Source organism: Pseudomonas oryzihabitans (assembly GCF_001518815.1).
GTDB classification, from domain to species: domain Bacteria; phylum Pseudomonadota; class Gammaproteobacteria; order Pseudomonadales; family Pseudomonadaceae; genus Chryseomonas; species Chryseomonas oryzihabitans_E.
In genome coordinates this window covers 209,704-233,651 of the sequence record NZ_CP013987.1, presented here as the reverse complement: position 1 = coordinate 233,651, position 23,948 = coordinate 209,704, and the positions used below count along the sequence as shown (strand labels likewise).

Here is a 23,948-nt window from a genome sequence, read left to right as displayed (position 1 = left end):
ACCCTTGGTTCGGCCGGTAAGAGGCCCTTACCAGAGCCGCGCGGGCTGGGCGTTCACATAGGTGGCATAGAGCGAACCACCGCCAGTGATGAACAGGCGATTACCCTTGAGACCGCCGAATTCGACATTGGAGACGGTTTCCGGCAAATGTAGGGTGGCCAGCGGCTGGCCGCTCGGATTGAACACGCGCACGCTGTTCTGCTCGGCGGAACCGGCCCAGCTGCACCAGAGGTTGCCGTCGCTGTCGACGCGGAAGCCGTCGATCACGCCCTGGTCCTTGGCATCGATCAGCACCTCGCCGCCGCCCAGGGTGCCGTCGTCCTTAAGGGTGAAGGCACGCAGGTGGTTGGGCTTGCCGGGATTGCCGCCGCCAGCGGTGTCGCTGATGTAGAGCCGCTTGCCATCGGGGGCGAAGGCCAGGCCGTTGGGCCGGCCGAAGTCGCCCGCCGCCACCGTGGCCTTGCCCTGGGGGTCGATGCGATAGACGTTGGTGGGCAGCTCGAATTCGGCCTTGTGGCCCTCGTAGGCGCCGAGGATGCCGTAGCCGGGATCGGTGAACCAGATGGCACCATCGGCCCCGACCACCACGTCGTTGGGGGCGTTCAGCGGCTTGCCGTCGAAGCGGTCGAGCAGCACCGTGACGCTGCCGTTCAACTCGCGCCGGGTGACGCGGCGGCTGTCGTGCTCGCAGCTGATCAGCCGACCCTCGCGGTCACGGGTGTGGCCATTGGCGTTGTGGGACTGGTCGTCATAGACGCTGATGTGGCCGTCATCGGCGCTCCAGCGCATCACCCGGGCATTGGGGATATCACTGAACAGCAGGCAGCGCCAGTCGGCCATCCACACCGGCCCTTCGGTCCAGAGACCACCGGACCAGAGGCGCTCGACGAAGGCGTTGCCCAGGCGGCCCTTGAAGGCCTGGTCGTGGATCTCCCAGGCCGGATCGGGCATGACGATGGGCGGCTTGCCCTCCCAGTTGCGGGTAAGGCCGAACTTGTCGTCGGCGAGGGCGCGACTGGCGACCAGACCGGCCGAAGCGGCCAGGGACACGCCAAGAAAGGTGCGACGGGCGAGAGGCATGAGGAAACTCCTTTGTTGTCGTTATAGGTCCGGCAAGGCCGGTGGCAGAGCACCGCGTGCCAGGACAGGCACGCAGCGCTTCCTTAGTCGCCCTTATTCGGGCAGACGTTCCACCTTGCCCACCACCAGGCCATAGCAGAGCGCACCGACCAGCGCGGTCACGCCGATGAAGGCAATAGCCGGGGCGAAGCTGCCGTCCTTGACCAGGAAGCCGATGACGATGGGCACGCAGATGGCCGAGAGGTTGCCGATGAAGTTGAACATCCCGCCGGTGAGGCCGATCAGCCGCTCCGGCGCCATGGCCGAGACCATCGACCAGGTGATGGAAGCCAGGCCGTTACCAAAGAAGGCCAGTGCCAGGCAGGCGATGATCAGCGCCGGGGAGTCGACGAAGTTGGCGCCGACGATGCTGGTGGAGATCAGCAGGCCGCCAATGATCGGCAGCTTGCGCGCCAGACCCACGGAGGCGCCGCGGCGGACCAGCCAGTCCGACAGCAGGCCCGAGCAGATCACGCCGAGGAAGGCGGCCAGGAACGGCAGCGAGGCAAGGAAGCCGGCCTTGATGAAGTCCATGCCGCGGTATTTCACCAGGTAGGTGGGGAACCAGGTAAGGAAGAACCAGAGGGTGGAGTTAAGGCAGAACTGCCCGATGTAGATGCCCCAGAGCTTGCGCTTGTTGAGCACGCTCCAGAGGTCACGCCACTGGAAGGCGGCGCGGCTGCGATTCTTCTGCTCCAGATCGACCAGACCGCCACCTTCCTGGATCAGCGCGACCTCGGCGGCGTTGGCGCCGCGGAAATCCTTGGGCTCGCGATAGACGAGGTACCAGACGGCCGCCCAGAGGATTCCGACACCGCCAGTGACGACAAAGACCATGTGCCAGCCAAAGGTCTGCTGCAGGTAGATCAGCACCGGGGTGAGAAAGGCCAGGCCGACGAACTGGCCGGAGGTGTAGAAGCCAATGGCGGTGGCCCGCTCACGCTCGGGAAACCAGGTGGTGACCACCCGGTTGTTGATCGGATAGGCCGGTGCCTCCAGGGCGCCCACGGCGAGCCGCAGGATGATCAGGCCGATGAAGCTGCCGACGAAACCCAGGCCGATGGTGGCCAGCGACCAGAGCGCGATGGCCACGGGATAGAGGATGCGCGGGGCGACCTTGTCCACCAGCCAGCCGCCGGGGATCTGCATGGCGGCGTAGGTCCAGCCGAAGGCCGAGAGGATCAGCCCCATGTGCACCGGTTCGATGCCCAGGTCCTGGGCCAGATGCGGGGCGGCGATGGAGAGGTTGCTGCGGTCGAGGTAGTTGATCACCACGGTAACGAACAGCAGCGTCATGATGAAGAAGCGCGCCCGGCTGGGCTTGGCCAGAGTCGGGGCGGCCGCAGCCGTCGCCGGAGAGGCCTGGGTGGGAGTGGGCATGGCTCGGGTCCTGTAATTGACGTTGTGGCGAGCGTTGTCGATGTCTAAGGGTCAGGGCGCCGCGGCGGCCCTCACCCTGGCCCTCTCCCAGAGGGAGAGGGATGGTCGGTGCGGAGGTCGAGATCAGCGCTCCGGTTGCTGCTTTTGCCCCCTCTCCCAAAGGAAGAGGAGATGGTCGGTGCGGTAGTCGAGCCCCGCTCCCCTGCCCTTGCCCCCTCTCCCCTGGGGAGAGGGTTGGGGTGAGGGGTCAGCGGTGTGCCTGGCCATTAACGGTGACGCCGCTTTTCCCTCACCCTGGCCCTCTCCCAGAGGGAGAGGGCACGGTCAGTGTGAGCGTCGGGGCCGGAGCTCCCGCTCTTGCCCCCTCTCCCTTGGGGAGAGGGCTGGGGTGAGGGCGTCTCTCACCATTCCGCGAAACTGCCGTCCTTGTGCCGCCAGATCGGGTTGCGCCAGCGATGGCCAATGGCGGCTTGTTCCTTGACGAATTCCTCGTTGACCTCGACGCCAAGCCCCGGCCCCTGAGGAATCTTCACGTGGCCATCCGCGTAGTCGAACACCTCGGGATTCTTGATGTAGTCCAGCAGGTCGTTGCCCTGGTTGTAGTGGATGCCCAGGCTCTGCTCCTGGATGAAGGCGTTGTAGCAGTTGGCGTCCAGCTGCAGGTTGACCGCCAGGGCGATCGGGCCGAGGGGGCAATGCAGGGCGATCGCCACGTCATAGGCCTCGGCCATGTTGGCGATCTTGCGTGTTTCGGTGATGCCGCCAGCGTGGGACGGATCGGGCTGCAGGATGTCAACGTAGCCTTCCTGGAGGATGCGCTTGAAGTCCCAGCGCGAGTAGAGCCGCTCGCCCAGGGCGATGGGCGTGTTGCTCATCAGGGCGATTTCCTTGAGCGCTTCATGGTGCTCGCTGAGCACCGGCTCCTCGATGAACATCAGGCGGAACTGCTCCAGTTCCTTGACCAGCACCTTGGCCATGGGCTTGTGTACCCGGCCGTGGAAGTCCACGCCGATGCCGAAGTGCGGACCACAGGCGTCACGGATGGCGGCGACGTTGGCGATCACCTGGTCGACCTTGTCGTAGGTGTCGACGAACTGCATCTCTTCGCTGGCGTTCATCTTGATCGCGGTGAAGCCCTTGGCCTGGCGCTCCAGGGCCTGGGCCGCGGTCTCCGCCGGGCGATCGCCGCCGATCCAGGAATAGACGCGAATGCTGTCGCGTACCTGGCCGCCCAGCAGCTCGTGCACCGGTACGCCCAGGGCCTTGCCCTTGATGTCCCATAGGGCCTGGTCGATGCCGGCCAGGGCGCTCATGTGGATGCCGCCGCCGCGATAGAAGCCGCCACGATAGAGCACCGTCCAGTGGTCCTCGATGTTGCGCGGGTCCTTGCCGATCAGGTAGTCGGCCAGTTCCTCGACCGCAGCCGCCACGCTGTGGGCGCGCCCTTCCAGCACGGGTTCGCCCCAGCCGTGGATGCCCTCGTCGGTCTCGATCTTGAGAAAGCACCAGCGCGGCGGGACGACGTAGGTGGTGAGTTTGGTGATTTTCATGGTGTGCACATCTCGATTTTAATTGTTGGATCGAGGGGATCGCGGTCATGGACCGCTCCTACAGAAGCACCGTAGGAGCAGTCGCAGCGGGGAACCGCCATGACCGCGATCAGATCAGGAAATAGCTCGCCATCCGGCCGCGAAGGCCTGGGCGTTGGCACTCACCTGGGCCGCCGTGAGGCCCGGTTTGTACAGCGCCGAGCCGAGGCCGAAACCGTTGGCGCCGGCCGCGACGTAGGGGCCCATGTTGTCCGGGGTGATGCCACCCACCGGCAGGAGCGCCAGCTCCCTGGGGAAGACCGCGCGCCAGGCCTTGACCACGGCCGGGCCGAGTTGCTCGGCCGGAAACAGCTTGAGGCTGTCGGCCCCGGCGTCGAGGGCGGCGAAGCCTTCCGACGGGGTGGCGACGCCTGGGGCGCTGACCAGGCCGGCGGCCTTGCTGGCACGGATCACCGCCAGGTTGGCATTGGGCGAGACGATCAGCCGGCCGCCCGCGGCGTCCACTTCGGCCACCTGGGCCTCGGTGAGCACGGTGCCAGCGCCGATCAGGCAGCTTTCACCCAACTCAGCGGTCAGCCGGCGGATGCTCTCGAAGGGCTGCGGCGAGTTGAGCGGGATCTCGATGACGCGAAAGCCGGCGTCGTACAGGGCACGACCGACCGGGACGATCTCGTCCGGGGTGACGCCTCGCAGGATGGCGATCAGCGGCAGGTCCTTGAGGTAGGTATCAAGCATGGGAGCCTCCAGAGGTGGGGAGCAGGCCGGCGGCCTGGGCCAGGCGCCAGAGCCCGGCCCGGGTGGCCTGCTCCAGCAGGCGAACCTGGTGGATATCGAACAGGGCCAGGGCGTCGCGATAGCGCTGGCAGAGCGCGGCGTCGCCGATCAGCACCAGGGGCGGGCAGGCCGAGCCCGCGAGGGCGGCGATCTGGCTGCGCAATTCTTCGCCGATCAGCAGGCCGGAGAGGTAGTCGAGGCTGTGCGCCGCGCCCAGTTCGCCGGCCAGCACCCGGCTGCGAGCGGTGAAGAGGCGGCCGAACAGGCCCTCGGCCCCGGCATCACGGGCGGTGACCAGGCCCAGGCGGAAGGCTTCGGCGCTGGCCTCGGGACCGGCTTCGGCAGCCGGACGCCCGAGGATGGAATGCTCGCGCAGGACGGCGAACAGCTCGCCGGTCATGTAGGTGGCGAAGTCGGTCAGGCGACCGTCACGCACCCGCACCCACTTGCTGTGGGTACCGGGCAATACCAGCAGCGCTTCGGCGGCCAGGTCCGGCTCCAGTTCGAGGGCGCCGAACACCTGGGTTTCCTCGCCGCGCAGGACGTTGGGCAAGGCGCCGCGCTGCATCACCCCGGGGACCAGATGAAGCTCGCCGCAACCCGTGTCCAGGCGCAGCAGGCCGGCGGCCAGGCTGTGGACGTCTGCCGGGCAGTCGGCATAGGGCACCTCGCGCCAGGCGCCGCGGCTGCCGACCATGCCACAGGCGATGGCGGGCAGGTCCGGCTGGGCCTCGCGCCAGTCGCCCACCAGGGTGCGATAGGCCGCGGCGAAGTCGCCATCCGGCACATGCATGATGCCCCAGGGGCGGCTGCGGGTTTCCAGCACGGCGCCCTGGGCGTCGAACAGCTGGGCCCGCAGGGACGAGGTGCCCCAGTCGAGGCCGATAAGGTGCGGGGTGGCGGTCATGCGGGGCTCCAGCCAAGTTCGCGGGAAATGGCCCGGGCGCAGGCAGTGACCTCGGGCTGCAATTCGTGCAGCCGCGCCTCGGGCATGTAGGGGATAGCACTGGCGACACTCAGGGCCGCGACGATGACGCCGTCGGCGCCGCGGATGGGCGCGGCCACGCAGCGGATGCCCAGTTCGTTCTCTTCCAGATCCAGGGCATAGCCTTCGGCGGCATGGCGGCGCAGCCGCGCGCGATAGTCGGCCCAGGGCAGGAAGTCCTCGCGCAGGCCGGGCTGCCCGGTACGCCGGGCCACGCCTTCGCCATAGAGGGATTCCCATTCCTCTTCAGGGAGATCCAGCATCAGCGCCTTGCCGACGCCGGTCAGCGCCAGCGGCATGCGCAGGCCGACTCGGGATCTCATCTCCAGGCCCCGGCTGCCGGGCAGCTTGTCCAGATAGAGGACATCGCCACCCTCGCGCACACCGAGGTGCACGGTGTCGCCGCAGTGCTGGGACAGGCGTTGCAGATGGGGCCGGGCCACGCCGGTCAGCGGCAGCTGTTCACGAGCCTGGTAGCCGAGGGCGATGAGGTGGCTGCCCAGGATCAACCGCCCCCCGTCGCTGCGCAGGTAGCCGGCCTGGGTCAGGGCGGCGACCAGGCGGTGGGTGGTGCTGCGGGTGCAGCCGATGGCAGCGCCTACCTGGGCCAGGTTGTCGGCCCCGGCGGCCACGGCTTCGAGCACGGCCAGGCCGCGAAACAGCGCCTGGGCCCCACTGGGCGCTTCGCCCTTGTTGGAATTGTTGTCGTTCATGGCCTTCACTCTAGAAGCCTCGCCGGCAAATCTCAATATGTGATACGTCATCCCATATTGTGGGATTGAAGTTAGATATGACAGCCTTGTCACATAGCTGCAATATTGGCGCTATCTAATGCACGGCACATTGCAAGGACTCGAGAGGCAGAGCGCTCCATGACGGGTAAATCCATCCTGATCGTCGACGATGAGGCCCCCATTCGCGAAATGATCGCCGTGGCCCTGGAAATGGCGGGCTATGAATGCCTGGAGGCGGACAACAGCAAGGACGCCCACGCCCTGATCGTCGATCGCAAGCCCGATCTCATCCTGCTCGACTGGATGCTGCCCGGCACCTCCGGCCTGGAGCTGGCTCGGCGCCTCAAGCGCGACGAGCTGACCGACGCCATTCCCATCATCATGCTCACCGCCAAGGGTGACGAGGACAACAAGGTCCAGGGCCTGGAAACCGGTGCCGACGACTACATCACCAAGCCCTTCTCGCCCCGCGAGCTGGTGGCGCGCCTGAAAGCCGTGCTGCGCCGTACCGGCCACCTGGAGAACGACGGTCCGCTGGAGGTCAACGGCCTGATCCTGGATCCGATCAGCCACCGGGTGACCATCGATGGTGCTCCCGCCGAGATGGGGCCCACCGAGTACCGCCTGCTGCAGTTCTTCATGACCCACCAGGAGCGCGCCTACACCCGCGGCCAGTTGCTCGACCAGGTCTGGGGCGGCAACGTCTATGTCGAGGAGCGCACCGTGGACGTGCACATCCGTCGCCTGCGCAAGGCCCTCGGCGAGACCTACGAGAACCTGGTACAGACGGTGCGCGGCACCGGGTATCGCTTTTCCACCAAACTCTGACGCGGGATCACCGCCGCCGTGAACATCAACTGGCGCTCCCGTCTGGCCACCCAGCTGTCGACCGTGGTCGGCGGCTGCGCCCTGGCCGGCTGGCCCTTCGGCCATGTCGGGCTGGCGGTGGCTCTGGGACTGGCGGTCTATCTGGCGGTCACCCTGAAACACCTGCTGCGGCTGCATGCCTGGCTGCTGAGCGATGCCCCAGGCGCACCGCCCGAGGCCGAAGGGCTGTGGGGCGATGTGCTGGACCGGCTCTATCGCCGCCAGCGCCACGAGCAGCGCCAGCGTGAAGAACTGCTCGCCGTCATCGGCCGCGCCCAGGCCTCCACCGAGGCCCTGCGCGACGCCATCATCCTGGTGGACCGCTATGGCAACCTGGAATGGTGGAACCGCGCCGCGGAAACCCTGCTGGGTCTGCGCCAGCCCCAGGACCTCGGCCAACCCATCACCAACCTGGTGCGCCATCCGCGCTTTTCCGACTACTTTCTCGGTGGCGACTACGGTGAACCGCTGGAGTTGGCGTCACCGCTCAACGACGACCAGTACCTGCACATCCTGGTCACCCGCTTCGGCGAGGGCGATCGCCTGCTGCTGGTGCGTGACGTCACCCGCCTCCACCAGCTGGAACAGATGCGCAAGGATTTCGTCGCCAACGTCTCCCACGAATTGCGCACCCCGCTGACGGTGATCACCGGCTACCTGGAAACCCTGCTGGACAACGCCGAGCACGCCACCCCGCGCTGGCGCCGGGCACTGGGACAGATGCAGCAGCAAGCCGGCCGGATGCAGCACACCATCGACGACCTGCTGCTGCTGGCCCGCCTGGAAGCCACCGACTATCCCGCTGACAACCGTCCAGTGGCCCTGGAGCCACTGCTCGCCTCCATCCTGCAGGACGGCCGCGCCCTGTCCGGCGCCATCGGCCACCGCCTGAGCCTGGACTGCGCACCTGACCTGGCGCTGCTGGGTAGCGAGACGGAACTGCGCAGCTGCTTTTCCAACCTGGTGTTCAACGCGGTCAAGTACAGCCCCGAGGGCGGCGAGGTGCGGGTTCGCGCCTGGCAGGATGCCGAGGGGGCCCATGTCGCCGTGCAGGATACCGGGCCCGGTATCGATGCCCGCCACCTGCCGCGCCTGACCGAACGCTTCTATCGCATCGACGCCAGCCGCGCCTCCAGCACCGGTGGCACCGGCCTGGGCCTGGCCATCGTCAAGCACGTGCTGATCCGCCACCGTGGCGGCCTGGACATCCACAGCGTGCCCGGCGAGGGCAGCTGCTTCACCTGCCATTTCCAGCCCGAGCAGATCGCCACGCGCACCGCTGCCTCGGCCTGAGCTGCCCCCGCGCAGCCATGCTATCGTCCGGCCACTCCTGCCACGGTCTCCCGCCATGCCCCCTGCCCTGCGCCTGTTGCCGGTCCTGTTGCTCGCCCTGCTCGGCGGTCTGCTGGTCAGCGTGCTGGCCTGGCAGCGCGCCGAACGGGCGACCCTGGCCGAGGCCAGCCTGCTCGGCCAGGAGCAGTTGCGTCTGCACGCCAGCAGCCTGCAGACCCTGATCGACCGCTTTCGCGCCCTGCCCGCGGTGCTGGCCCAGGATCCCGAGCTGATCGCTGCCCTCACCACCCCACCCGATGCCGCCGCCACCGAGCGCCTCAATCTCAAGCTGGAAAAACTCAATGCCGCCGCCCAGTCCTCGACTCTGGAGGTGCTGGACCGCACCGGCCTGGCCATTGGCGCCAGCAACTGGCGGCTGCCCAGCAGCTACGTCGGCCACAACTATGGCTTTCGCCCCTATTTCCGCGAGACCCTCGCGGGCGGCAGCGGGCGCTTCTATGCCGTGGGCGTCACCACCGGCATTCCCGGCTACTTCCTCTCCCATGCGGTGCTGGACGCCGAGAGGCGCTTTCTCGGCGCGGTGGTGGTCAAGCTGGAATTCCCCGCCATCGAGGCGCGCTGGGGCGATCATCCTGAGGTCTTGCTGGTGAGCGATGCCCGCGGCGTGGTCTTTGCCGCCAACCGGCCGGCCTGGCGCTATCGCCTGCTGCGTGAGCTGACCCCAGCCGAGCACGCCGAACTGGCCACCACCCGGCAGTACGACAGACGCACCCTGCAACCGCTGCCTCACAGTCAGCGGATAGTCCTGGGCGATCAGCGCCAGGTGGCCCGTATCGAGGCACCGGAAGGCACCGCCGACTACCTCTGGGACAGCCTGCCGCTGCCCAGCGAAGGCTGGACCCTGCACCTGCTCAGACCGACCCGGGAGCTGCAGGGTGGCGGCCTGGGCGCGGCCCTGGCCGCTGGCTGTGCCTGGTTGCTGCTGGTCTGCGCCGCCCTCCTGCTGGTTCAGCGACGGCGGCTGCAGCGCCTGCGCCAGCGCAGTCGACTGGAGCTGGAGCAACTGGTGGAGGCCCGTACCGCCGAGCTGCGCACCGCTCAGGATGGCCTGGTGCAGGCCGCCAAGCTGGCTGCCCTGGGGCAGATGTCGGCGGCCCTGGTCCACGAACTCAACCAGCCGCTCACCGCCCAGCGCATGCACCTGGCGAGTCTGCGGCTGCTGCTGGATCACGGTCGGCTGGATGAAGCCCGCGCCGCCCTGGAACGCCTCGACGGCCTGCTCACCCGCATGAGCGGCCTCACCGCCCACCTCAAGACCTATGCGCGCAAGACGCCCGCCGGCCTGCGCGAGCGGGTCGACCTGGCGCTGGTGGTGGAGCAGGCGCTGGAGCTGCTGGAAGCGCGCCGCGCCGAAGTGGGCGCCGAGCTGATCCTTGACCTGCGACGCCCGGCCTGGCTGCTGGGCGACCCCATCCGCCTGGAGCAGGTGCTGGTCAATCTGCTGCGCAACGCCCTGGACGCCGTGGCCGAACGCCCGACACCCCAGGTCAGGGTCAGGCTGCAGCGTGACGGCGAGCGCTGGCAGCTGGAGGTGGCGGACAACGGCGGCGGCATTGCCAGCGAGCACCTGGGCCAGGTGTTCGACCCCTTCTTCACCACCAAGCCGGTGGGCGAAGGCCTGGGCCTGGGGCTGGCCGTGTCCTCGGCGATCATCCAGGCCCAGGGCGGCAGCCTGAGCGCCGCCAACGGCGCGGAAGGGGCGGTCTTTACCTTACGCCTGCCCGCCGCCGTCGAGACGTCGACTTAACGTACGCACAGCGTCACCAGCAGGGCGAAGCCCCAGCCGAGCACCCCGGTCACCAGCAGGCTCAGCGCATCCCAACAGCCACGGGTGGCATCCAGCAAGGGCAGCCCGACGCCACCGATCAAGGCACTGGCGAGGATGCCGGCGAGGATCCTGGCCAGTGGCCAGTGGCCGTCGGCGGTCTCCTCGGCGGTGAGCACTTCTTCTTCGGACATGGCAGAACTCCACCGGGGGATATGGAGCGCGACCCTAGCCCGGCAAGCTGAAGCTGCGATGAAGCGGCACTTCAGATTGCCTTCAGCTTGACCGCCAAGACTGCAACCTCGCATTCCCCTGGAGAGGTCGCGATGCTCGACGTGACTTGGCAGTCCCCTACCTGCTTTACCCTGGCCGACCGCAGCGGCGCGCTGCTGGCCAGCCTGGAGCCGGCCGAGGCACCCGGACGCCTGGCGACCGAGGCCTTCATCCGCACCCGCTTCGCCCTGGAACACGGCGCCCACATCGCCCACTTCCTGCCGCTGCTGCTCTCCCTGCGCGATGCCGCAGGGGCGCTGCAGGCAGCGGCGGGGATCCGCCTCGCCCTGGACCAGCCGCTGTTTCTCGAACGCTATCTGCCCCGGCCGGTGGAACACCACCTGGCCACTGCGCTCGGCCAGCCCATCGACCGGACGGAGGTGGTGGAGGTCGGCAACCTGGCGACCCTCTGCGCCGGCCAGGCCCGACTGCTGATCATCGTCACCACCTGGCTGCTGGCCCGGAGCGGCCTGCGCTGGGTGACCTTTACCGGGGCTACCCGCCTGATCAACAGCTTCCATCGGCTCGGCCTCGCGCCCCAGGTGCTCGGCGCAGCCGATCCGGCCTGCCTGGGCGCCGAGCGCGAGAGCTGGAGTTCCTACTATGCCAACGCCCCCCAGGTGTGTGCCGGCGATATCCGCCAGGGCTATCACCAGCTGCTGCAAGCCGGCATCTTCGTCCGTCTGGGCCTCCCCACCCTTGGCGAGGAAGACTGTCATGTCGCCTGAATCCTGCTCCGTCGCTGATTTCTTCGCCGCCCTTGAACGTCACGCCTGGCAGAACGCCCGGCCGGCGCTGATCGGCAGTCACGAGACCTGGAGCTATGCCCGGTTGCTGCAGGAGCTCAACCTCCGCGCCACCTGGCTGCGCGAGCATGAGATCCAGCGGCTGGCGCTGGACCTGCCCAACGGTCCCGAGCTGCTGGCCTGGGACCTGGCCGCCCTGTGCGCCGGCGTGCCCTGCGTGACCCTGCCGGACTTCTTCAGCCCGGCGCAGCGCGCCCACGTCCTGCGCGACTGTGGCGCCGACCTCCTGCTAGGACGTCCCGAGCGCACCGCGAAATGGGCCGCCGCCGGTTTCATCGCCGGGGTCCAGGGCTGGCAGCGTCCGGCTGCGGCACGCACCCCGCTGCCCCCGCAGACCAGCAAGCTCACCTATACCTCCGGCACCACCGGCGCGCCCAAGGGCGTCTGCCTCAAGGCCGCGCAACTGCTGCGGGTGGCCGCCAGCCTGGCCGCCGCCAGCCACCCCCTGGCACCCCAGCGCCATCAGGTGCTGCTTTCGCTGGGCATCCTGCTGGAGAACCTTGGCGTCTACGCCGCTCTGCTGGCCGGCGCCGAAGTAATGGTGCTCAAGGATGCCGACCAGGGCGTCAACGGCTCCACCGGCATCGACTGGGCACAGCTGGCCGCCTGCCTGCAACACCATCAGCCCCACAGCCTGATCCTCATGCCGCAACTGCTGCAGGGCCTGGTGGAACTGGGCGAGCGCGGCCTCCTGCAACTGGACAGCCTCCGTTTTGCCGCCGTCGGTGGCGCGCCACTGAGCGCTTCCCTGCTGACGCGCGCCGCAGCCCTCGGCCTGCCGGTGTTCCAGGGCTACGGCCTGTCGGAATGCGCCTCGGTGGTTGCCCTCAACCGGCCCGACGCCAATCGCCCGGGCAGCGTCGGCCAACCCCTGCCCCACGTCCGCCTGCGCCTGGCCGCCGATGGCGAGGTCCTGGTCGGCGGCGTCGAGTTCGCCGGCTACCTGGGCGAGCCGGATAGCGCCACCGACGAGGTCGCCACCGGTGATCTCGGCGAATTCGACGCCGACGGCTATCTCTATCTGCGCGGACGCAAGAAGCATCAGTTCAGCCTGGCCTCGGGACGCAACGTCGACCCCGGCTGGATCGAGGCCGAACTCACCCAGGGCGGCCCCATCGCCCAGGCCTACGTCCAGGGCGATGGGGCCAGGCACCTGGTGACACTGCTCTGGCCACGGCAACCGGAGTTGCCCGACGCCGTCCTGGCCGAGCAGATCGCCCGCCTCAACAGCGAACTGCCCGACTACGCCCGTATTGGCGCCTGGCGCCGGCTCACCGAACCCTTCACCCCTGCCAACGGCCTGCTCACCGCGACCGGACGCCTTCGCCGCGACGCCATCCAGGCGCACCACGCGGCCCTGCTCTCGGACCTTCTGGAGGTATACCCATGAGCTTCTTCGCCACCCTGCAAGCCGAAACCGCCACGGAACGCCAGGCCTTGTTCGAGGTGCCCATCATCCGCGCCGCCCTCGCTGGCGACGTCAGCCTGGAGAGTTACCTCGCCTTTCTCGGCCAGGCCTATCACCACGTCCGCCACACCGCCCCGTTGATGATGGCCTGCGGCGCTCGCCTGCCGGCACGGCTGGAATGGCTGCGCGGCGCGGTCTGCGAGTACATCGAAGAGGAATACGGCCACGACCAGTGGATCCTCAACGACATCGACGCCTGCGGCGGTGACAGCGCCGCCGTGCGCGACGGCCGGCCCGGGCTGCCCATCGAACTGATGGTGGCCTACCTCTACGACTTCATCGCCCGCGACAATCCGGTCGGCCTGTTCGGCATGGTCAATGTGCTCGAAGGCACCAGCATCGCCCTGGCCACCCAGGCCGCTGGCGCTATCCGTGGTCACCTGGGCCTGCCGACCACGGCCTTCAGTTACCTGGATTCCCACGGCAGCCTCGACCAGGAACACATGGCGACCTATCGCCAGCTGATGGATCGTCTGGACGACCCGGCCGATCAGGCCGCGGTGATCCGTGTCTCCAAGGTGGTCTATCGCCTCTATGCCGACATGTTCCGCGCCCTGCCCGGCGCCGACCAGCGGCCGGAGCAGCACCATGCAGCTGCCTGATTGCCGCATCCTGCTCACCGGGGCCAGCGGCGGCATCGGCCTGCCGCTGGTGGAGCAGCTCTGCGCCGGCGGTGCCCAGGTGGTGGCAGTGGCGCGTGACACTCGCACGCTGCAGCCCCTGGCCGAACGCCTCAATGGACAACTGCGTCTGCTCGACGCCGACCTCACCCGCCGAGTGGATCGCCAGGCGGTGGCGGCCGAGGCCAGTCGCGGCCAGGGCGTCAACGTGCTGCTCAATGCCGCTGGCAGCAACAGCTTCGCCCTGCTCGAAGCCCTCGATGAAGACGCCATCGACAACATGCTGGCGGTCAACATCGGCGCGGCCATCCAGCTGACGCGCCTGCTGCTGCCACTGTTGCGGCGGCAGCCACAGGCGATGATCGCCCATATCGGTTCCACCCTGGGCTCCATCGGCTATCCCGGCTATGCCCCCTACTGCGCCAGCAAGTTCGCCCTGCGCGGCTTTACCCAGGCCCTGCGCCGGGAACTGGCCGATACCCGTATCCAGGTGCTCTACGTAGCGCCCCGCGCCACCCGCACGGCCATGAACAGCCCGGCGGCCATGGCGGTGAACCAGGCGCTCAAGAGCCCGGTGGACGAACCAGTCGCGGTAGCCGGCGCGGTGATCCGGGCCCTGGTCGAGGAACGTCAGGAGCTCTACCTCGGCTGGCCGGAAAAGCTCTTCGTTCGTCTCAACGGCCTGCTGCCCGGCCTGGTGGACCGCGCCCTGCGCCGTCAGCTGCCGGTGATCCGTCGCCTCATCGATCCCGCCTTCGCCCCGGAGAAACACCTATGACGTCCCCGCGCAAAGCCCTTGGCCTGATGCTCGCCGCCCTCCTCGCCAGCCCCTTCGCCCTGGCCGACGACGCCCAACGCCTGGCGCAGATCCAGCAGCGCTGGGCGGAGATCCAGTACCGCCTGCCCAGCACCGAAAAGACCGCGGCCTTCGAACAGCTGGCCGGCGAGGCCCACGCCTTCACCCAGGCCGCCCCCCGGTCGGCCCCGGCACTGATCTGGCAGGGCATCGTGCTCAGCAGCTGGGCCGGTGCCCAGGGTGGACTGGGCGCCCTGGGCAAGGTCAAGGAGGCGCGCACCGACCTGGAACAGGCGCTCAAACTCGATCCCACCGCCCTGCAGGGCTCGGCCTACACCAGCCTCGCCGCGCTCTACGACCGGGTGCCTGGCTGGCCGATCGCCTTTGGCGACGCCAGCGAAGCCGATCGTCTGCTACAGCAGGCCCTGGCCCTCAACCCCAACGGTATCGATACCCTATACTTCTGGGGCGACCACCTGTATCGCCAGCAGCACTATGCCGAGGCACGCGCCGCCCTGCTCAAGGCGCAGCAAGCCGCGCCACGACCTGGACGAGAATTGGCCGATCAAGGGCGGCGGGGCGAGATCGCCGCGCTGCTCAAGGACGTCGACCAGAAGTTGAAGTGACGAGGTCTCCATGCGTGTGCTGCTGATCGAAGACGATCCCGACCTCGGCGAGGGTATCCGTACCAGTCTGCGGGAAGAGGGCTATACCCTGGACTGGCTCAGGGACGGCGAGAGCGCCGTCCACGCCCTGCGCGAGGAAAGCTTCGATCTGGTGGTGCTGGATCTCGGCCTGCCACGCCTGGACGGCATCCAGGTGCTGCGCCAGAGCCGTGCCAATGGCCTGACCACCCCGGTGCTGATCCTCACCGCGCGCGACGACACCGAGGACCGGGTCGCCGGCCTCGACGCCGGTGCCGACGACTACCTGGTCAAGCCCTTCGACATCAAGGAACTCAAGGCCCGCCTGCGCGCCCTGCTGCGCCGCCGCAACGGACCGTCGCAGATCCAGCTCGAGGGCGGCGGCATCGCCCTGGACCCGGCCACCCGCCGGGTCACCTTCGAGGGCCAGCCGGTCAACCTCACGCCGCGCGAATACCAGCTGCTGCACGAACTGCTGGCCAACCCGGGCAAGATCTTCAGCCGCGATCGCCTCATGGGATTGCTCTATGGCTGGGACGAGGGCGTGGAGAGCAACACCCTGGAAGTCCATATCTACAACCTGCGCAAGAAATTGCGCGCCGAGCTGATCCGTACGGTCAGGGGCATCGGTTACCGTCTCGAATGCCCATGACCTCCATTCGCCGCCGCACGGTCGGCCTGGTGCTCTCACTGCTGCTGATCGGCACCCTGCTGATCGCCCTGATCAATGTCCACGACAGTCAGCGCGAGATCGGCGAGATCTACGACGCCCAGCTGGCCCAGAGCGCCCGCATCCTGCAAGGCATGCTGCGCGCCGCGCCACGGGGCGAGGGACGGCTGGCGCTGCACGCCAGCGTCACCCAGGCCCTGGCCGAAGCCGCGGAAAGCCCCTATGGCCACCGTTACGAGGCCAAGATGGCCTTCCAGGCCTGGAACGCCCATGGCGAACCCCTGATGCGCTCACCCAGCGCCCCGGCCTTCGCCATGCCGACCACACCGGGCTTCACCGAATTGAACCTGGAGGGCGAAGCCTGGTACGGCTTCCTGCTGCCCGACCCCAAGCATGACCTGATGCTCTGGGTCGGCGAGCGCGACGAGGTCCGCGCCGACCTGGTACGCCGCATCCTGCGCCATACCCTCACCCCGCACCTGGTGGGCCTGGTGGTGCTCTCGCTGCTGGCCTGGCTGGCCATTGGCTGGGGACTGCGGCCGCTGCGGCGCATGGCCGGCTTAATCCGCCACCGCGATCCGGAATCCCTGCAGCCCCTGCAGCTGGATCCGCTACCCCGCGAACTGGAACCCATGCAGGCCGCGCTCAATCGCCTGCTCCTGCAGATCGAACAGCTGCTGCAGCGTGAACGCCGCTTCATCGCCGACGCCGCCCATGAGCTGCGTACGCCCCTGGCGGTCTTGCGCCTGCATGCGCAAAACGCCCTGTCCGCCCAGACCATGCCGGCCCGCGATGAAGCCCTGAAGTTCGTGGTCAGCGGCACCGATCGACTCACCCGGGTGGTCAACCAGCTGCTGATCCTGGCCCGGCTGGAACCCCGGCCGAGCTGGAGCGCCGAGCAGCGCTTCGACCTGAGTACCGCGTTGAGCGCCACCCTGGAGGAATTGGGCCCCTGGATTCTCGACAAGGGCCTGGACCTCAGCCTCGACGCCGAGGCCACCCAGGTACAGGTCCATGGCGACAGCGCCATGCTGGGTATCGCCCTGCAGAATCTGCTGACCAACGCGGTCAACGTCTCGCCCCCCGGCGGCGAGGTCCGGGTACGGCTGGAGGTCACCGCCCACTGGGCCGAGATCCAGATCCTCGATCAGGGCCCCGGCATTCCGGTCGAGATCCTGCCGCGGCTGTTCGAACGCTTCTACAGCAGCGGCGCGGCGAATGGCGCCGGGCTGGGCCTGTCCATCGTCCAGACCGTGGCCCAGCACCTGGATGGCCGCATCGAACTGAGTAACCGTCCCGAGGGCGGCGCCTGCGCCCGCCTCGGCCTGCCGGTGCTACCAGGACCCGGCTAGGGGCTCGACCCGTCGCCGGCCTTCGGGCAAGGTAGCGACGCACCGGCCGCGAGAGGACGCCCCCATGCAAGCCCAGGTCTATCTGGTCGATGACGAAGCCAGCATCCGCGAGGCGGTACGCCAGTGGCTGGAGCTGTCGGGGCATCAGGTGCGGCTGTTCGCCCGCGCCGAGGAGTGCCTGGCGGCGGTGACGCCGGATTTCGCCGGGGTAGTGGTCAGCGATGTGCGCATGCCCGGCATGGACGGCCTGGCCCTGCTGGAACGACTGCAGGCCCTGGATCGCGATCTGCCGGTGATCCTGCTCACCGCCCACGGCGACGTCGCCCTGGCGGTGACCGCCATGCGCCAGGGCGCCTACGATTTCCTGGAAAAACCCTTCAGCCCCGAGGCGCTGCTGGGCGATCTCGGCCGCGCCCTGGAAAAGCGTCGGCTGGTCCTGGAGAACCGCCAGCTGCACCGCCGGGTGGACGACCAGAGCGTCCTCGCCCGCCGGCTGCTGGGGGTCTCGCCGGGTATCGTCCGCCTGCGCCAGCAGATCCTCGACCTGGCGCCAACGCCCGTGAACGTCCTCCTGCGCGGCGAGACCGGCAGCGGCAAGGAGCTGGTCGCCCGCTGCCTGCACGACGTCGGGCCGCGCGCCGGCAAGGCCTTCGTCGCCCTCAACTGCGCGGCCATCCCCGAGCAACTGTTCGAAAGCGAATTGTTCGGTCACGAGAGCGGCGCCTTCACCGGCGCCCAGGGCAAGCGCATCGGCAAGCTGGAATACGCCAACGGCGGCACCCTGTTTCTCGACGAGATCGAAAGCATGCCCCTGGCGCAGCAGGTCAAGCTGCTGCGCGTGCTGCAGGAGCTGCGGCTGGAGCGCCTGGGCTCCAACCAGAGCATCGCCCTGGACCTGCGCATCGTCGCCGCGACCAAGCCGGATCTCCTGGAAGAGGCACGCGCCGGGCGTTTTCGCGAAGACCTGGCCTATCGCCTCAACGTCGCCGAACTGCACCTGCCGCCGCTGCGGGCCCGGCGCGAGGACATCCCGCTGCTGTTCGACCACTTCCTCGCCGAGGCCAGTGCCCGCCTGGGGCGCCCGGTCACTCCGCCCAGCGCGACGCGGCTGGCCCAGCTGCTCGGCCATGGCTGGCCGGGCAACGTGCGCGAGCTGGCCAATGCGGCCGAGCGCGAAGTCCTGGGCCTCGGCACCCCGACCCAGGCCGCCAGCCACTCCCTCGCCGATCAGCTGGAAGCCTTCGAGGCCCAGTGCCTGCGCGCCGCGCTGGCTCGCCACGGGGGCGAGATCAAGGCGGTGATGGACGAGCTGCAACTGCCACGACGCACCCTCAACGAGAAGATGCAGCGCCACGGCCTGCTCCGCGCCGATTTCCGTGAGGGCGACTGATCCGCCATAGGCGGAAATCCGCTCATCGCCACCGGGCATTCGGCGGCCTTTCGCCGATCCACTACCCGCAAAGGTAGACAGGGCGCGGTTTCGCGGTCTGGCACGCCCCCTGCAATCACTCTTGTCGACGCCCCGAGCGCCCTAATAACAATGACAAGAGGAACACCCTGTGGATAGCACCGCTACCCTCGCGGCCGGCCAGACCGCGCCCAAGACCACCTCGCAGCGCATCAAGTCCATCTTCAGCGGCTCCGTCGGCAACCTGGTCGAATGGTACGACTGGTACGTCTACGCCGCCTTCTCGCTGTACTTCGCCAAGGCCTTCTTCCCCAAGGGCGACCAGACCGCCCAGTTGCTCAACGTCGCCGCCATCTTTGCCGTGGGCTTTCTCATGCGTCCCATCGGCGGCTGGCTGATGGGTCTCTACGCCGACAAGGCCGGACGCAAGTCCGCGCTGATGGTCTCGGTGATCATGATGTGCGCCGGCTCCCTGATCATCGCCCTCACCCCCAGCTACACCACCATCGGCGTCGCCGCGCCCATCATGCTGGTCCTGGCGCGCCTGCTGCAGGGCCTCTCGGTAGGCGGTGAATACGGCACCTCCGCCACCTACCTGAGCGAGATGGCGACCAAGGAAAGTCGCGGCTTCTATTCCAGCTTCCAGTACGTCACCCTGATCTCCGGCCAGCTCCTGGCCCTGGCCACCCTGATCGTGCTGCAGCAGACCCTGAGCGTCGAACAGCTGGAAAGCTGGGGCTGGCGGATTCCCTTCCTGATCGGCGCCGGCTGTGCAGTGACCGCGCTCTATCTGCGGCGTGGCATGGAGGAGACCAGCTCCTTCAAGAAGGCCGAGAAGCCCAAGGAATCGCTGATGCGCACCCTGGCGCGGCATCCCAAGGAGTTCCTCACCGTGGTCGGCCTGACCATGGGCGGCACCCTGGCCTTCTACACCTACACCACCTACATGCAGAAGTACCTGGTCAACTCGGTGGGCATGAGCAAGACCGACGCCACCTCCATCTCGGCGGCGACCCTGTTCCTGTTCATGCTGCTGCAGCCCGTCGTCGGCGCCCTCTCCGACCGCATCGGCCGGCGTCCGGTGCTGATCGCCTTCGGTGTGCTGGGCACCCTGTTCACCTATCCGATCCTCACGGCCCTGGGCAGCGTCACCTCCTGGTGGGGCGCCTTCGGCCTGATCATGGTGGCGCTGGTGATCGTCAGCTTCTACACCTCGATCAACGCCGTGGTGAAGGCCGAGCTGTTCCCTACCGAGATCCGCGCCCTGGGCGTCGGCCTACCCTATGCCCTGACCGTATCCATCTTCGGCGGCACCGCTGAATACCTGGCGCTGTGGTTCAAGAGCATCGGCATGGAGAGCGGCTACTACTGGTACGTGACCGGCTGCATCGCCTGCTCGCTGCTGGTCTACGTCTTCATGAAGGACACCCGCGACCACTCGCGTATCGTGCACGAATAACCGCTCGTCCGTGGTGCGGGCCTCTCGGTCATTAGATTTGGCCGTCCGGCCCGCCCCCCTTTGCCTGGGCTTTGGGGCACGCCATCGTAGTGCCACCGGCAGCGTTCACAACGGTCATTTCGCAGGCCGCTGTGGCGAGTTCGCCCCCTCCTCCCAAGCCCCGGTTACACACTCATGGAAATCGACTACGGTCCCAGCTACGCCAAACTGGGTATCCAGTTTCAATACCAGTGGAGCACCCTGCTGCGCGATGCCCTGAAGAAACACGGCATCACCGACGCCCAGGCCAAGGCCATCTGCGGTGACTTCGCCTTCGATCTCTCCAAGCTCATCGACGAAGCCGAGATCAAGGCCGACGGCCTCTCCTATCGCCCGGTGATCGCCTTCACCGAGGACGAGGAAACCCTGCTGGTCCAGTCCGCCGAATTCGATTACCACGAAGCGGCCTACGCCACCGCCGCAGCGGCGTTCGAGAAGAAATAAGACGCGGGCACGGGGCTTTGCGCCCTCACCCCAACCCTCTCCCGCCGGGAGAGGGAGCGGTCTGGAGCGGTGAAGGGCTTCCCCTCCAGACAAGAGCCTCGATTTCGTTTCGGTGTTACTGCGATAGCGATTCACGATACCTGATTCTGGCGCCCTCACCCCAACCCTCTCCCCCAGGGAGAGGGGGCGGCCTGGAGCGGTGAAGGGCTTCCCCTCCAGACAAGAGCCTCAGTGTCGTTTCGGTGTTACTGCGATAGCGATCCTGGCCGTGTTGCCTACCTTTTGATCTCCTCGGTCACTCCATAGCCCTCTTCGATCGGTATCACCCCATCTCCCTTTGGGAGAGGGCTGGGTAAGGGCCACGCTATCGCCACGGTCCCAGGCGCCTCAGCTGCGCCATCTCGAACATCGCGCAAAGCGCCGTCTCAGCGCCTCGCGAACTCCACTGTTCCAGGCGATACTCCCCAGATCACCTCTCACTCCGTACCGCTCCCTCTCCCTCCGGGAGAGGGCTGGGGTAAGGGCCACGCTATCGCCACGGTCTCAGGCGCCTCAGCTGCGCCATCTCGAACATCGCGCAAAGCGCCGTCTCAGCGCCTCGCGAACTCCACTGTTCCAGGCGATACTCCCCAGATCACCCCTCACTCCGTACCGCTCCCTCTCCCTCTGGGAGAGGGTTGGGGTGAGGGCCGCCCCATACGCCAAGGGAAAGGATTCCCATGCCCCTCATCACCCATGCCCGCGCCCTGCGCCGAGGCCAGACCGATGCCGAGCGCCTGCTCTGGTACCACCTGCGCGGCAAGCGTCTGCAAGGCCATAAATTCCGCCGCCAGCACCCCTATGGCCGCTACATCCTCGACTTCGTCTGCCTGGAAGCACGGCTGGTGATCGAGCTGGATGGCGGCCAGCATCAAGGCAGCGCCAACGACCGTGAGCGCGATGCCTGGTTGGAGACCCAGGGCTTCCAGACCCTGCGTTTCTGGAACCATGACGTCCTGACCCAGCCCGACGCCGTGCTCGAACGCCTGTACGCCGTCCTCAGCCAGGCTTGACCTTAGGCTTGCGCGCGCGCGTCGGTGCGCCACCCGGCTTGGCTTTGGCCTTGATCCCGCCGGTACGCCGCTTCTTCTTCCAAGGCGCGCCCTTGCCCGCCGGCGGCGGGCCGCTGATGGTCAGGGTCAGGCCAAGGCAGCGCTCCACCTGCTTGCCCATCCAGGCCGACTGCTTGGTGACGAATTCCGCAAGGCTCAGTTCGCCCTCCTGCACCCGATCCAGCGCCTGTTCCCAGAGCGCCGTGGTGCCTGGATCGGCGATGGCCCGGGGTACGGCGTCGATCAGGCCAAAGGCCGCTGGCGTCGCCGCCAGGGCCTTGCCCTGTTTCACCAGGTAACCGCGATCCAGCAGGCCCTGGATGATGCCGGCGCGGGTCGCCTCGGTGCCGATGCCGGTGGTGTCCTTGAGCTTCTGCTTGAGGGCCGGGTCCTCCACCAGCTTGGCGACATTCTTCATCGCCTTGATCAGGTCGCCCTCGGTGAAGGGCTTGGGTGGCTGGGTCAGCTGATCCCGGCAGCGCACCTCGACCACGGGGTAGTGCTCCCCCTCGCGCAACTCGGGCAGCGCCTGGGGCGGCGGTGCCTCACGGCCCTTGGGCGGCGTGAGCGACTCGGGCAAGGCGCGACGCCAGCCCGGCTCCACCAGGCGTTTGCCCGTGGCGCGCAGGCGTTCGCCACCGGCCTCGAAGTCGGCCTGGGTACGATCGAACTCATGCTGCGGCAGGAACTGCGCCAGATAGCGGGCGCGAATCAGACCGTAGACATTGCGCTCCTGAGGACTCAGGCGGCCCAGGTCGCGGGTGACCAGGGTTGGGATGATGCCGTGGTGGGCGCTGACCTTGGCGTCGTTCCAGGCCCGCGAGCGACGACTGGCGTCCAGATGCTCGCGCAGCGGTGCCAGGCTCGCATCGGCGCCCAGCAAGGCGGCGAGCAGCGCCGGGGCCTCGGCGTGCTGGGAGAGCGGCAGGTAGCCGCAATCGCTGCGCGGGTAGGTGATCAGCTTGTGGGTCTCGTAGAGCGCCTGGGCGACGTCCAGGGTCTGCTGGGCGCCGAGGTTCAGTCGCTTGGAGCACACCTCCTGTAGGGTGCCCAGGTCGAAGGGCAAGGGCGCCGCCTCGCGGATACGCTCGGTCTTGAGCTTGACCAGTCGGGCCTGCCCGGCCGCCTCGATAGCCCGGGCCGCCGCCTGGGCCACCTCGGGCTTGAGGCAGCGACCCTGGTCGTCGCAGACGGCTTCCGGGGGCTGCCACTGCGCCTGAAAGCGTCCGCCAGAGGCCTCCAGGGTCGCCTCCACGGTCCAGAAAGGCACCGGCACGAAGGCGGCGATGGCGCGGTCGCGGTCCACCACCAGGCGCAGGGTCGGAGTCTGCACCCGCCCTACCGAGAGCACGCCCTGGTAACCCGAACGGCGCCCCAGCAGGGTGAACAGCCGGCTCATGTTCATGCCGATCAGCCAATCGGCCCGCGAGCGACCTAGCGCAGACTGATACAGCCCATAGGTTTCGGCACCGGGCTTGAGCGCGGCCAGAGCGCGGCGAATGGAGACATCATCCAGCGCCGACAGCCACAGCCGGCGAATCGGCCCACGATAACGGCAATGCTCCACCAGCTCGCGGGCGATCATCTCGCCCTCGCGATCCGCGTCGGTGGCGATCACCAGCTCACTGGCCTCGCCCAGCAGGCGCTTGACCGCCTTGAACTGGCTGCCGGTGGTCTTCTTGACCTGTAGTTTCCATTGCTCGGGCACGATGGGCAGGTCGTCCAGCGACCAGCGTTTGTAGCGGGCGTCGTAGGCGTCCGGTGGTGCCGTCTCGAGCAGGTGGCCGATGCACCAGGTGACGGTCACGCCCTGCCCCTGCAGGCAGCCCTCGCCACGGCGATTGGCACCGAGGACACGGGCGATGTCCTTGGCCTGAGAGGGTTTTTCGCAGAGATACAGCTGCATGGCGGGCGTCGTACCGGAGGGAATCGCCACAGGATGCAAAGCGGCGCCGGGCAGCGCAAGGACTAATCTGTATATCCGTACAGAAAGCGGTCTTTGCGCAAATTCGCCCAACAGGCCACAGCGCCCGTAGGACGTGGATCACAGCTTGAACGGCTGCTACAGGGGGAGCGGAATCTTGCCCGTGACGGCCGGTCCTTGGGCTACGGCATTTTCGCCGTCTTTAGCCGAGCTCTGGGAGGCGTCAATGAACACTGTAGCTATGGATCGCGCCAAGGCCGAGAGCACCGGCGCGGGTAATCACGTGGATACCGCCAGCAGCCAGGCGCTGCGGGCCGCGATCACCACCATGCGCCGCACCACCAGCCAGGTGCAGCGTATCAACGATCAACTCTGGGAAGTCTGGCCGGACGGCCGTCGCAAGCTGCTGCTGCGCTAAGACGTCCCT

General features: G+C 67.8%; 23 protein-coding genes. 15 read left to right on the top strand and 8 right to left on the bottom strand.

All coding sequences use genetic code 11. The annotated features are described in order from the left end of the window. Nucleotides 1–27 precede the first annotated feature (27 nt). The 6 genes from APT59_RS01065 to APT59_RS01040 all read right to left on the bottom strand — a co-directional run bounded on the left by APT59_RS01065 (nucleotide 28) and on the right by APT59_RS01040 (nucleotide 6,521). Entirely contained in the window at nucleotides 28–1,080 is a 1,053-nt protein-coding gene (locus APT59_RS01065; protein ID WP_059313165.1) for an SMP-30/gluconolactonase/LRE family protein, read from the bottom strand. A 93-nt stretch (nucleotides 1,081–1,173) separates the two neighbouring features. Next, on the bottom strand, nucleotides 1,174–2,499 hold the full coding sequence (locus APT59_RS01060) for an MFS transporter (protein WP_059313164.1): 1,326 nt from the start codon (nucleotides 2,497–2,499) through the stop codon (nucleotides 1,174–1,176). Between the two features lie 401 nt (nucleotides 2,500–2,900). Then, on the bottom strand, nucleotides 2,901–4,049 hold the full coding sequence (gene dgoD, locus APT59_RS01055; protein WP_017642356.1) for a galactonate dehydratase: 1,149 nt from the start codon (nucleotides 4,047–4,049) through the stop codon (nucleotides 2,901–2,903). Nucleotides 4,050–4,163: 114 nt separating this feature from the next. Next, nucleotides 4,164–4,784: a 2-dehydro-3-deoxy-6-phosphogalactonate aldolase gene (locus tag APT59_RS01050; RefSeq protein ID WP_059313163.1), complete on the bottom strand. Its 621-nt coding sequence runs from the start codon at nucleotides 4,782–4,784 to the stop codon at nucleotides 4,164–4,166. Beyond that, the gene (locus APT59_RS01045) at nucleotides 4,777–5,730 is read right to left on the bottom strand and encodes a 2-dehydro-3-deoxygalactonokinase (protein ID WP_059313162.1); all 954 of its coding nucleotides are present in this window, start codon (nucleotides 5,728–5,730) and stop codon (nucleotides 4,777–4,779) included. The genes APT59_RS01050 and APT59_RS01045 overlap by 8 nt, the downstream gene beginning before the upstream one ends. Continuing rightward, nucleotides 5,727–6,521 (bottom strand): IclR family transcriptional regulator, encoded by a 795-nt coding sequence (locus APT59_RS01040; protein WP_059313161.1) that lies wholly within the window; start codon nucleotides 6,519–6,521, stop codon nucleotides 5,727–5,729. Before APT59_RS01040 ends, APT59_RS01045 begins: the two co-directional genes overlap by 4 nt. 159 nt (nucleotides 6,522–6,680) lie before the next feature. Between APT59_RS01040 and phoB the strand changes: the two genes are divergently transcribed. Genes phoB through APT59_RS01025 form a run of 3 tightly spaced genes read left to right on the top strand, consistent with a single transcriptional unit; the run spans nucleotide 6,681 to nucleotide 10,509 of the window. Beyond that, the gene (phoB, locus tag APT59_RS01035) at nucleotides 6,681–7,370 is read left to right on the top strand and encodes a phosphate regulon transcriptional regulator PhoB (protein ID WP_007159925.1); all 690 of its coding nucleotides are present in this window, start codon (nucleotides 6,681–6,683) and stop codon (nucleotides 7,368–7,370) included. Nucleotides 7,371–7,388: 18 nt separating this feature from the next. Continuing rightward, nucleotides 7,389–8,702 carry a phosphate regulon sensor histidine kinase PhoR gene (gene phoR / locus APT59_RS01030; protein ID WP_059313160.1) on the top strand — a complete coding sequence of 438 codons (1,314 nt, stop codon included), beginning with the start codon at nucleotides 7,389–7,391 and terminating at the stop codon, nucleotides 8,700–8,702. A gap of 55 nt (nucleotides 8,703–8,757) precedes the next feature. Continuing rightward, entirely contained in the window at nucleotides 8,758–10,509 is a 1,752-nt protein-coding gene (locus APT59_RS01025; RefSeq protein WP_059313159.1) for a sensor histidine kinase, read from the top strand. On the opposite strand, the gene APT59_RS01020 is transcribed toward APT59_RS01025, so the two are convergent. Further along, nucleotides 10,506–10,721 (bottom strand): hypothetical protein, encoded by a 216-nt coding sequence (locus APT59_RS01020; protein ID WP_059313158.1) that lies wholly within the window; start codon nucleotides 10,719–10,721, stop codon nucleotides 10,506–10,508. The two genes, APT59_RS01025 and APT59_RS01020, sit on opposite strands and share 4 nt — an antisense overlap. 132 nt (nucleotides 10,722–10,853) lie before the next feature. On the opposite strand from APT59_RS01020, the gene APT59_RS01015 reads away from it, so the two are divergent. The 11 genes from APT59_RS01015 to APT59_RS00965 all read left to right on the top strand — a co-directional run bounded on the left by APT59_RS01015 (nucleotide 10,854) and on the right by APT59_RS00965 (nucleotide 21,558). After that, nucleotides 10,854–11,528, top strand: a complete 675-nt coding sequence (locus APT59_RS01015) for a thermostable hemolysin (protein ID WP_059313157.1) — start codon at nucleotides 10,854–10,856, stop codon at nucleotides 11,526–11,528. Further along, nucleotides 11,518–12,996: an AMP-binding protein gene (locus tag APT59_RS01010; protein ID WP_059313156.1), complete on the top strand. Its 1,479-nt coding sequence runs from the start codon at nucleotides 11,518–11,520 to the stop codon at nucleotides 12,994–12,996. The genes APT59_RS01015 and APT59_RS01010 overlap by 11 nt, the downstream gene beginning before the upstream one ends. Continuing rightward, nucleotides 12,993–13,676 (top strand): TenA family transcriptional regulator, encoded by a 684-nt coding sequence (locus APT59_RS01005; RefSeq protein ID WP_059313155.1) that lies wholly within the window; start codon nucleotides 12,993–12,995, stop codon nucleotides 13,674–13,676. The genes APT59_RS01010 and APT59_RS01005 overlap by 4 nt, the downstream gene beginning before the upstream one ends. Beyond that, nucleotides 13,663–14,472 (top strand): SDR family oxidoreductase, encoded by an 810-nt coding sequence (locus APT59_RS01000; RefSeq protein WP_059313154.1) that lies wholly within the window; start codon nucleotides 13,663–13,665, stop codon nucleotides 14,470–14,472. The genes APT59_RS01005 and APT59_RS01000 overlap by 14 nt, the downstream gene beginning before the upstream one ends. After that, nucleotides 14,469–15,116: a hypothetical protein gene (locus APT59_RS00995; protein WP_059313153.1), complete on the top strand. Its 648-nt coding sequence runs from the start codon at nucleotides 14,469–14,471 to the stop codon at nucleotides 15,114–15,116. The genes APT59_RS01000 and APT59_RS00995 overlap by 4 nt, the downstream gene beginning before the upstream one ends. A gap of 10 nt (nucleotides 15,117–15,126) precedes the next feature. Then, nucleotides 15,127–15,786, top strand: coding sequence for a response regulator transcription factor (locus tag APT59_RS00990; protein WP_059313152.1), 660 nt, complete (start codon nucleotides 15,127–15,129; stop codon nucleotides 15,784–15,786). Beyond that, nucleotides 15,783–17,156, top strand: a complete 1,374-nt coding sequence (locus tag APT59_RS00985; RefSeq protein ID WP_059313151.1) for a sensor histidine kinase — start codon at nucleotides 15,783–15,785, stop codon at nucleotides 17,154–17,156. The genes APT59_RS00990 and APT59_RS00985 overlap by 4 nt, the downstream gene beginning before the upstream one ends. Before the next feature lie 64 nt (nucleotides 17,157–17,220). After that, a complete protein-coding gene (locus APT59_RS00980; protein WP_059313150.1) occupies nucleotides 17,221–18,546 on the top strand; it encodes a sigma-54-dependent transcriptional regulator in 1,326 nt (441 codons plus the stop codon). Nucleotides 18,547–18,715: 169 nt separating this feature from the next. Then, a complete protein-coding gene (locus APT59_RS00975) occupies nucleotides 18,716–20,023 on the top strand; it encodes an MFS transporter (RefSeq protein ID WP_059313149.1) in 1,308 nt (435 codons plus the stop codon). Nucleotides 20,024–20,197: 174 nt separating this feature from the next. After that, nucleotides 20,198–20,506 (top strand): hypothetical protein, encoded by a 309-nt coding sequence (locus tag APT59_RS00970; protein ID WP_017642364.1) that lies wholly within the window; start codon nucleotides 20,198–20,200, stop codon nucleotides 20,504–20,506. Between the two features lie 719 nt (nucleotides 20,507–21,225). Further along, a complete protein-coding gene (locus tag APT59_RS00965; protein WP_059313148.1) occupies nucleotides 21,226–21,558 on the top strand; it encodes an endonuclease domain-containing protein in 333 nt (110 codons plus the stop codon). Here APT59_RS00965 and APT59_RS00960 read toward each other — a convergent pair. Further along, nucleotides 21,545–23,503, bottom strand: coding sequence for a DNA topoisomerase III (locus APT59_RS00960; protein ID WP_059313147.1), 1,959 nt, complete (start codon nucleotides 23,501–23,503; stop codon nucleotides 21,545–21,547). The two genes, APT59_RS00965 and APT59_RS00960, sit on opposite strands and share 14 nt — an antisense overlap. 244 nt (nucleotides 23,504–23,747) lie before the next feature. On the opposite strand from APT59_RS00960, the gene APT59_RS22335 reads away from it, so the two are divergent. Beyond that, nucleotides 23,748–23,939 (top strand): hypothetical protein, encoded by a 192-nt coding sequence (locus APT59_RS22335; protein WP_156428920.1) that lies wholly within the window; start codon nucleotides 23,748–23,750, stop codon nucleotides 23,937–23,939. The last annotated feature ends 9 nt before the right edge of the window (nucleotides 23,940–23,948 follow it).